The organism is Streptomyces sp. NPDC058576, assembly GCF_042718715.1.
Taxonomy (GTDB): domain Bacteria; phylum Actinomycetota; class Actinomycetes; order Streptomycetales; family Streptomycetaceae; genus Streptomyces.
The window spans coordinates 21,915-30,387 of sequence record NZ_JBHXPF010000079.1; the positions used below are offsets into that span (position 1 = coordinate 21,915).

Sequence of the window (8,473 nt, forward strand, 5' to 3'; positions counted from 1 at the left end):
CGTCACCCCTGTCCGCTTCCGCTCACTCCATCGAGTGGAAGCGCTCAAGGTGTGCAACCTTCCGGACCGCCAGGGGAGTCGACCGTCATGACGAGAGGAGGTGCCGCCAGTGATCGCAAACGTTTCGGCACACCGGCGGGCGAACGCCTTCGCCCAGGCCCTGGAGGAGCAGACCCCCCAGGGTGCGGCGGCCGTACAGCCCGCGGAGCCGGCCGACCAGGCCGACCGCGGACCGCTGTTGGCCCTGGCGAACGGCCTCGGTGAGCTACCGAAGCCGCAGTTGGACCCCGAGGTCAAAGTGGTGCAGCGAGCCCAGCTCGTCGCCGCCATGGAGGCCATGTTCGCCGAGGGCGGCGCGTCCACGGGCCCTACGGTGCCCGTGCAACGGGGCAAGGGGGCCCACCGGGCCTCACCACTGCGGAAACTGCGCCCCCGCTCCCGCTGGGCGAAGGGGCTCACCGCCGGCGGGCTCACCGTCGGCGTCGCCGCGGGAGCCTTCGGCGGAGTGGCCGCCGCCAGCTCCGACGCCCTCCCCGGTGATTCGCTGTACGGGCTGAAGCGCGGGATGGAGGACATCAGCCTCGGCATGGCCAAGGGCGACGCCGACCGCGGCGAGGCCTATCTCGACCAGGCCTCCACCCGGCTCAGCGAGGCCCGCAGACTCATGGAGCGCGGCCGCTCCGGCCAGCTCGACCACGAATCCCTCGGCGCCGTCAGACGCGCGCTCAACGGCATGTCCCACGACGCCTCCGAGGGCCACCGCCTGCTCCACTCCGCCTACCAGCGCGACGGAGCGATCGGTCCCATCCAGACCCTGGACACCTTCTCCCGCTCGCACCGCGACACCTGGAGCAGCCTCCGCGACCGGCTGCCCGTCCAGCTCACCGACGTCCGCGACGAGGTCAGCTCGGTCTTCGACGCCATAGACGAAGAAGTCGCGCCGCTCCAGTCCCTCCTCCCCCGTCCCCCGGGCGAGGACAAGGGCACCGGACGCTCCGACGCCACCACCGCCCCGGACACCGGCTCACCCCGGTCCGACGCCACCGCGCCCCCGGCCTCCCCCGAGAAGCCCGGAGACCGCACCGACGGCCGGACCGCCCCCGAGCCCTCCGGCTCGTCGGGCTCCACCGACGCCACCCCGGACGACGGCCTGCTCGGCGGCGGCTCGGACGGCCTGCTGGACGAGCTCCCCACGGACGAGCTCACCCCGCCGCCCGCCGAGAACCGCCCGAGCGCACCCGCCGCCCCGGACGTCACCCTGCCCCCGCTCCTCCCGGGGCTCCTCCCGGGCCTCGGCATCGACGGCGAGAACCTCCGGCCGTAGAACGACGGGCACAGCCACGTGGAAGGGGCCGGTACGCACCGCGTACCGGCCCCTTCCACGCGCACAGCGGGTCAGCAGAAGACAGCGACTCAGAAGAAGGACACCGGGTCAGAAGAAGACCGACCGCCGCTGCACCAGCAGCTTGTACAGCGTGTGCTGGATCTGCTCACGCACCTGGTCCGTCAGGTTGAACATCAGCATCGGATCCTCCGCCGCCTCCGGCGGATACCCGTCCGTCGGGATCGGCTCACCGAACTGGATCGTCCACTTCGTCGGCAGCGGCAGCGCACCCAGCGGCCCCAGCCACGGGAACGTCGGCGTGATCGGGAAGTACGGGAAGCCCAGCAGCCGGGCCAGCGTCTTCGCGTTGCCGATCATCGGGTAGATCTCCTCCGCCCCCACGATCGAGCACGGCACGATCGGCGTGCCCGCCCGCAGCGCCGTCGACACGAACCCGCCCCGCCCGAAGCGCTGCAGCTTGTAGCGCTCGCCGAACGGCTTGCCGATGCCCTTGAACCCCTCCGGCATCACCCCGACGATCTCGCCCGTCTCCAGCAGCCGCTGCGCGTCCTCCGCGCAGGCCAGCGTGTGACCGGCCTTGCGCGCCAGCTCGTTGACGACCGGCAGGTGGAAGACCAGATCGGCGGCGAGCAGCCGCAGATGCCGCTCGGCCGGATGGTTGTCGTGCACCGCGACCTGGAGCATCAGCCCGTCCAGCGGCAGCGTCCCGGAGTGGTTGGCCACGATCAGCGCCCCGCCGTCCGACGGGATGTTCTCGATGCCTTTCACCTCGACCCGGAAGTACTTGTCCGCCAGCGGCCGAAGCGCCGACATCAGGACCTGGTCGGTGAGCTCCTCGTCGTACCCGAACTCGTCGACGTCGTAATCACCGGTGACCCGCCGCCGCAGGAACGCGAGCCCGCCCGCGATCCGCCGCTCCCAGCCGTCGGCCGAGGACCGGCCCGCGTCCACCGCGCCCTGACCGGGCTCCCCGGGCTCCCGGTCCGTCTCCCCGGACTCCGGGGACAGCGCGGGCTGCTCGGGGACCTGCGCCCCCGGCAGGGCGCTCACCGGAGCCGCGGAGCCGTCGCTCCGACCGCCGCCCGTCCCGGCGCGGCGCCGCGCCGGGCGCGAACCGCCACCGGACCGCGAACGGTCGTCGTCGAACGGAATGACCTTGGCATCCGCCATCGTCGGTGCGCTCCTCTACCTGGCGCCGTGAGTCTTCTGTACCGCACCGGCCCCGCGCTCGCGCGGTCCGGCGCCTCCCGGGAGCGGCAACGCCGCCAGCCGGTCCACCGCCCTGCCCACCGTCTCCGGCGGCAGCAGCCCGGGCCCCCGGCTCCGCGCGAACTCCGCGAAGGTCTCCGCCGTGGTGAACCCCGGCCGAAAACCGAGGGTCTCGCGCATCTGCACCGTCGAGACCACCCGGCCGTGGGTGAGCAGCCGGATCTGTTCCGGCGAGAAGTCGGTCATGCCGATCGTACGGAGTGCCGAGCCGACCCAGGTGACGGCGGGCAGCAGCACCGGCACGGTCGGCTTCCCCAGCCGCCGCGAGCACTGCGACAGCAGCAGCACCCCGTCACCGGCGATGTTGAACGTGCCGCTGTTCAGCGTCCCGCGCCGGGGCTCGCTCGCCGCGATCCCGAGGACGTCGATCACATCGTCCTCGTGCACGAACTGGAGCCGCGGGTCGTAGCCGAAGACGGTCGGCAGGACGGGCAGCGACAGATAGTCCGCGAGCGGCGAGTCCGGGTGCGGCCCCAGGATGTTGGCGAACCGCAGCACGCACACCGCCACGTCCGGCCGGCGGCGGGCGAAGCCCCGTACGTACCCCTCGACCTCCACCGCGTCCTTCGCGAAGCCGCCGCTCGGCAGCGACTTGGGCGGGGTGGTCTCGGTGAACACGGCCGGGTCGCGGGGCGCCGACCCGTACACGCTCGTACTGGACTTCACCACGAGCCGCTGCACCGTCGGCGACTTCTGGCAGGCGCCGAGCAGCTGCATGGTGCCGATGACGTTGGTCTCCTTGATCGCCGTCCGGCCGCCGGCGCCGAGCGCCTTGCCGGAGACGTCCAGGTGGACCACCGTGTCGACGGCGTACTCGGCCAGGATCCGCGCCAGGGCGGACTGCCGGATGTCGGCGCGGACGAACTCCGCGTCGCCCAGCTCGTGGTCGGGGACGACCGCGTCGACCGCGACCACCCGGTCCACCCCGGGATCGCGCTGGACACGCCGGACGAAGCGGCCCCCCAGCTGCCGGGCCACTCCTGTGACGAGGACGACCTTCCCCAAGACCAGCGCCTTCCGTCGGCACGGGAAGCCGAACCCTGCTTCCCTGTTCCCCTGCTTCCCGCGGTAACTTCCCTGGCGGTCACCGTAGCGGGTGAACGCCGCCCTGTGACGACCCCATGCCCCGAAACGCACCGCAGCCCCTCCACCGGAACGGCGGAGGGGCTGCGGATCTCACGAACTGCGTTCGCTTACTTCTTGTTGCGACGCTGAACGCGCGTGCGCTTGAGCAGCTTGCGGTGCTTCTTCTTGGCCATCCGCTTACGCCGCTTCTTGATAACAGAGCCCACGACTACCCTCGCTCACTTCTTCTTCACTGGTGCGGGGCGTCTGGGCCCACACGACCTACGTCGGCCTAGCCTACCCGCCACCGTCCGAGGGACGTAATCCGCAGGCAACCTCCGGCTGACCTCAGGCGGATTCCACCCCCACGAAGGACTCGCGGAGATACGCGTGAACCGCTTGCTCCGGCACCCGGAAGGACCTGCCCACCCGGATCGCCGGCAGATGACCGCTGTGCACCAAGCGGTACACGGTCATCTTCGACACTCGCATGACCGAGGCGACTTCCGCCACGGTCAGAAACTTGACCTCGTTGAGAGGCCTCTCGCTGCCAGCAGCCATGATCCACCTGTCCCTCCGCACCGGACGCGCACCGGCTTCCCCTCCGGTGACTCTTCGTCGTTGTGCGCTCACTCCCCAGATTAGGGGCGGGTGGTGCGAGTGGGGAAGAGGGGAGCCGATCGACGGCTTACTGTGACAGACAGGCTCGATTGAGCACATAGCGCGTCAACGGCCGGTAGAACGGCGCCCGTACGCCGTCGTCGAGCGGAACGACGACGGACACCCGCCCCTCCGCCTCCCCCACGAACAGCGCCGGATCGTCCGTGTCCGCCGGCCCGATCGCCTCGATCCCCAGCTGACCTGCACCGCAGACCCAGCCGTGATCCCCGATCACCAGCTCGGGCAGCACCCCGAGCCGCTCCGCCGCGTCCTGGAGCGCGAGCCGCACCGGAAGCGGTGAATGCGTGTGCGCGCCGGTCTCGCCCCCGGTGGGCCGCCCCCCTGGTTCGCGCACCAGGGCAACCCCCCGTACGTAGTCCAGGTGGTACGTGCGTACGCCAAACCGGGTCGTTATGTCGACACATCTCCCCTGCGCGGGGGTGAGAACAGGACAGCCCGCCGCCGACAGAGCGTCTGCCAGTCCGGCGTAGAAACCGAGCAGCCGGTGCGGATGGCCGGTCCCCAGCAGCACCGGAGCCCGCCGCTCGGCCACCAGCGCCAGCCGCTCGGCGAACGCGTCCAGCGCGGCCACCGTCCGCTCCGGATCGATCGCGTCGGGACCGCTCACGTGCGCGGGATCGGCCGAGACCCCGCACCGGTCAGCCATCAGCCGCAGCAGCTCGCCCTCGCCCCAGGCCCGCTCGGGCGCGAGCCCCAGCATCACGCGCGGATCCCGGGCAGCGAACAGCCGGTAGCTGCGCAGACTGGTCTCGCGCGACGTGGCCACGGACCCGGCCAGCCGGGCCGCCAGCAGATGGGCGCGCAGCGCCCCGGTGCTCAACACCCCTGGGATGCTGCCGTATCGCGGAGCCCGGCGAGCCGGAATCCCGGGACGCCCCACCGTTGGCGTAACGCACGGCACCATCCCCGCACACACCCCGGCCGCGCCTCTCAGGTCAGCAGCCCCCGCAGCGGGAACGCGGCCTTCCGGGACGCCAGCACCGCCTGGTCCAGCCGGTCCGCCGGGTCGTACCCGTCCTCCCACGCCTGCCAGGACGGTGTACGCCCGTCCGTCATCCGGCCGGGCCCCAGCTGCCGGGTACGGGCGTAGACGAGATCCCGCCACGACGGCGGCACCACCGACTCCGGGTCGACGGGAGCGTGCGCCGCGATCCCCACGAGGTGCGTCCACGACCGGGGCACCACGTCCACCACCGCGTACCCACCGCCGCCGAGCGCCACCCAGCGCCCGTCCGCGTGCTCGTGGGCCAAGCGGTGACAGGACTCCATGACCGCCCGCTGCGCGTCCAGCGACACCGCGAGATGGGCGAGCGGGTCCTCGAAGTGGGTGTCGGCCCCGTGCTGGGTGACGAGCACCTGGGGCCGGAAGTCGGCCAGCAGCTCGGGCACCACCGCGTGGAAGGCCCGCAGCCATCCCGCGTCCCCCGTCCCGGCGGGCAGTGCCACGTTCACCGCCGAGCCCTCCCCCGCCCCGGCCCCGGTCTCCTCCGGCCAGCCGGTCTGCGGAAACAGCGTCCTGGGGTGCTCGTGCAGCGAGATCGTCAGCACGCGCGGGTCCTCCCAGAACGCAGCCTGCACCCCGTCGCCGTGGTGGACGTCCACATCGACGTACGCGACCCGCTCGGCGCCCAGCTCCAACAGCCGGGCGATGGCCAGGGCCGGGTCGTTGTAGACGCAGAACCCGGCGGCGGAACCCGGCATGGCGTGATGCAGCCCCCCGGTGAAGTTCACCGCGTGCTCGGTCTCCCCCCGCCACACGGCCTCGGCGGCTCCGATGGAAAGCCCGGCAATCAGCGCGGACGCCTCGTGCATCCCCGCGAACGCCGGATCATCCACGGTCCCGAGCCCGTAGTCCTGGTCGGCGGCCCGCGGATTCTCGGAGGCGGCCCGCACCGCCGCCACATAGTCCTGCCGGTGCACGAGCCGCAGAGTGGAGTCCCCCACGGCCTTCGCCGACCGCAGGTCCACCGCCCCGTCCAGCCCGAACGCCCGCACCAGCCCCATCGTCAGGGCGAGGCGGACCGGGTCCATGGGGTGGGTGTCCCCGAAGTCGTATCCCGTAACTGCGTCATCCCACATCAGCTGTGCGCGGCCGCTCATGCCCGCCACCGTATCGGGCGGGCTCCGGCCCGAACGCGCGGGCGTACACCAGCGTCGCCAGCACCAGAACCATCGGTACGAGCATGGCTCCGCGATAGCTCCACGCATCCCCCAGAGCGCCCACGAGCGGCGAACCGACCAAGAAACCGACATAGTTGAAGATATTCAACCGGGCCACGGCCGCATCGCTGTTCCCGGGGAACAGCCGGCCGGCCGCCGCGAAGGTCTGCGGCACGATCACGCAGAGCCCGAACCCGAGCATCGTGAACCCGAGCATCCCCACCCAGGCCCCGGGAGCCAGCGCCACGACCGCGAACCCGCCGGCCGCCAGCAGACTCCCGCCCCGCACCACGGCGACCGCCCCGAACCGCCGCACCCCGAGGTCCCCCACGACCCGTCCCAACAGGGTCGTCACCATATAGACGTTGTACGGAACGGTCGCGAGCTGCTCCGAGCTGCCCAGCACGTCCTGGAGGTACTTGGCACTCCAGTTGGAGACGGTCGAGTCCCCGATGTAGGCGAAGGTCATGACGAGGCAGAGCGGCAGCAACAGCCTGAACGACAGCACGCCGCCCGCACCCCCGGACCCGGCGCCGGCCTCCTCGGGGCGCTTCCCTTCCGTGTACCACCGGCTCCCGACCAGCGCGGCGGGCAGCAGCACCACCACGACGGGCAGATAGGACACGACCAACGAGAGGTCCCACCGCGCCCCGACCCACGCCAGGGACGCACCCACGATCCCGCCGAGACTGTAGGCGGCGTGAAAGCCGGTCATGATGCTGCGCCCGTAGGCCCGTTGGAGGCTGACGCCCAGCATGTTCATGGAGGCGTCCAGCGCCCCGACGGCCAGCCCGAAGACGCCGAGCGCGACGGCGACGTGCCACACCTCCCGCCCGGCGCCCACCCCGAGCAGGGCGAGCAGGACGAGGGGCTGCGACCACCGAAGGACGACGCCGGGCCGCACCCGCGCGACCACCTTCTCGGTGGCCACGCTGCCGGCCCCCGCCAGGATCGGGACGGCGGCGAGGAAGACGGGCAGCAGCCCGTCGGATATCCCGTACTGGTCCTGAACGGCGGGGATTCGCGTCACCAGAAGAGCGAAGGCCACGCCTTGAACGCCGAAACTCAGCCCCAGGGAGGCCCTGCCGTGCCGCAAGCCCGCATCAGTCATGGCCGCGAGCGTAGAGCCAGGCACTACCCATGGGTAGATGGATCAGCCGGGCAGTTTCAGGCCAGCAGCTCGGGCAGCTGGGACATGTCCGAGAAGTGCCCGGTCACTCCGACGAGCCGATCCGCGGGCATCATCGACGTGAACCCGTACACGTTCATCCCGGCCGCCCGTGCCGCTTCGACCCCGAGCGGGCTGTCCTCGATGACGACGCACCTCTCCGGCGCGACCCCCATGCGCTCGGCGGCGTGCAGGAACAGGTCCGGCGCCGGCTTGCCCCGCCCGACATCCTCCGAGCTGAAGATCCACTCTTCCTCGAACCACTGGTCGATCCCCGTCCTGCGGTGCCCGACCCTGATCCGCTCGTGGCTCCCGGAGGAGGCCACGCAGTAGTCCACCCCGTCCGCGACGAGCTTCCCGAGCAGTTCCTCGACCCCGTCCACCGCCACCAGCTCCTGCTGGAATGCGGCGAACGTGCGGGCGTTGAGCGTCGAGTCGAAGTCCTCGGGCAGCTTCTGCCCGGTCCTCTCCTCGACGAGATCGTGGACCCGGTGCACGGCGGACCCCATGTAGTCACGGAGCGACTCGTCGTACGAGGTGGGGTGACCGAGTTCGGTCAGGTAGCCGGAGAGGACGGTGTTGGCGAGCGGCTCACTGTCGACGAGCACACCATCGTTGTCGAAGATGACCAGTTCGTAGCGCATGGTCCGACCCTAGACGTTCAGAACGCAGAAAAGCCCCGCACCATACGGTGCGGGGCTTTCCCAGAAAAATTGTTCGGCGGCGTCCTACTCTCCCACAGGGTCCCCCCTGCAGTACCATCGGCGCTGAAAGGCTTAGCTTCC

The 8,473-nt window shown here is 71.3% G+C and carries 9 protein-coding genes; 1 reads left to right on the top strand and 8 read right to left on the bottom strand.

Annotated elements, in window-relative coordinates:
* Positions 1 to 109 precede the first annotated feature (109 nt).
* Positions 110 to 1,324, top strand: a complete 1,215-nt coding sequence (locus ACFWRV_RS33095; RefSeq protein ID WP_384339608.1) for a DUF5667 domain-containing protein — start codon at positions 110 to 112, stop codon at positions 1,322 to 1,324.
* Between the two features lie 108 nt (positions 1,325 to 1,432).
* Here the strand turns inward: ACFWRV_RS33095 and ACFWRV_RS33100 are convergent, their stop codons facing one another.
* The 8 genes from ACFWRV_RS33100 to ACFWRV_RS33135 all read right to left on the bottom strand — a co-directional run bounded on the left by ACFWRV_RS33100 (position 1,433) and on the right by ACFWRV_RS33135 (position 8,332).
* Positions 1,433 to 2,515 (bottom strand): lysophospholipid acyltransferase family protein, encoded by a 1,083-nt coding sequence (locus ACFWRV_RS33100; protein ID WP_384339609.1) that lies wholly within the window; start codon positions 2,513 to 2,515, stop codon positions 1,433 to 1,435.
* A 15-nt stretch (positions 2,516 to 2,530) separates the two neighbouring features.
* Positions 2,531 to 3,619, bottom strand: coding sequence for an NAD-dependent epimerase/dehydratase family protein (locus ACFWRV_RS33105; protein WP_384339610.1), 1,089 nt, complete (start codon positions 3,617 to 3,619; stop codon positions 2,531 to 2,533).
* A gap of 188 nt (positions 3,620 to 3,807) precedes the next feature.
* Positions 3,808 to 3,906, bottom strand: a complete 99-nt coding sequence (locus ACFWRV_RS33110) for a 30S ribosomal protein bS22 (RefSeq protein WP_003948845.1) — start codon at positions 3,904 to 3,906, stop codon at positions 3,808 to 3,810.
* 121 nt (positions 3,907 to 4,027) lie between these two features.
* Complete coding sequence (locus tag ACFWRV_RS33115) at positions 4,028 to 4,240, bottom strand: helix-turn-helix domain-containing protein (RefSeq protein ID WP_003968329.1); 213 nt, start codon at positions 4,238 to 4,240, stop codon at positions 4,028 to 4,030.
* A 127-nt stretch (positions 4,241 to 4,367) separates the two neighbouring features.
* Positions 4,368 to 5,183 (bottom strand): phosphatase, encoded by an 816-nt coding sequence (locus tag ACFWRV_RS33120; RefSeq protein WP_384339611.1) that lies wholly within the window; start codon positions 5,181 to 5,183, stop codon positions 4,368 to 4,370.
* A 107-nt stretch (positions 5,184 to 5,290) separates the two neighbouring features.
* Positions 5,291 to 6,460 (bottom strand): acetoin utilization protein AcuC, encoded by a 1,170-nt coding sequence (locus tag ACFWRV_RS33125; protein ID WP_384339612.1) that lies wholly within the window; start codon positions 6,458 to 6,460, stop codon positions 5,291 to 5,293.
* Positions 6,429 to 7,631: an MFS transporter gene (locus tag ACFWRV_RS33130; protein WP_384339613.1), complete on the bottom strand. Its 1,203-nt coding sequence runs from the start codon at positions 7,629 to 7,631 to the stop codon at positions 6,429 to 6,431. The genes ACFWRV_RS33125 and ACFWRV_RS33130 overlap by 32 nt, the downstream gene beginning before the upstream one ends.
* Before the next feature lie 56 nt (positions 7,632 to 7,687).
* The gene (locus ACFWRV_RS33135; protein WP_384339614.1) at positions 7,688 to 8,332 is read right to left on the bottom strand and encodes an HAD family hydrolase; all 645 of its coding nucleotides are present in this window, start codon (positions 8,330 to 8,332) and stop codon (positions 7,688 to 7,690) included.
* Between the last annotated feature and the right edge of the window lie 141 nt (positions 8,333 to 8,473).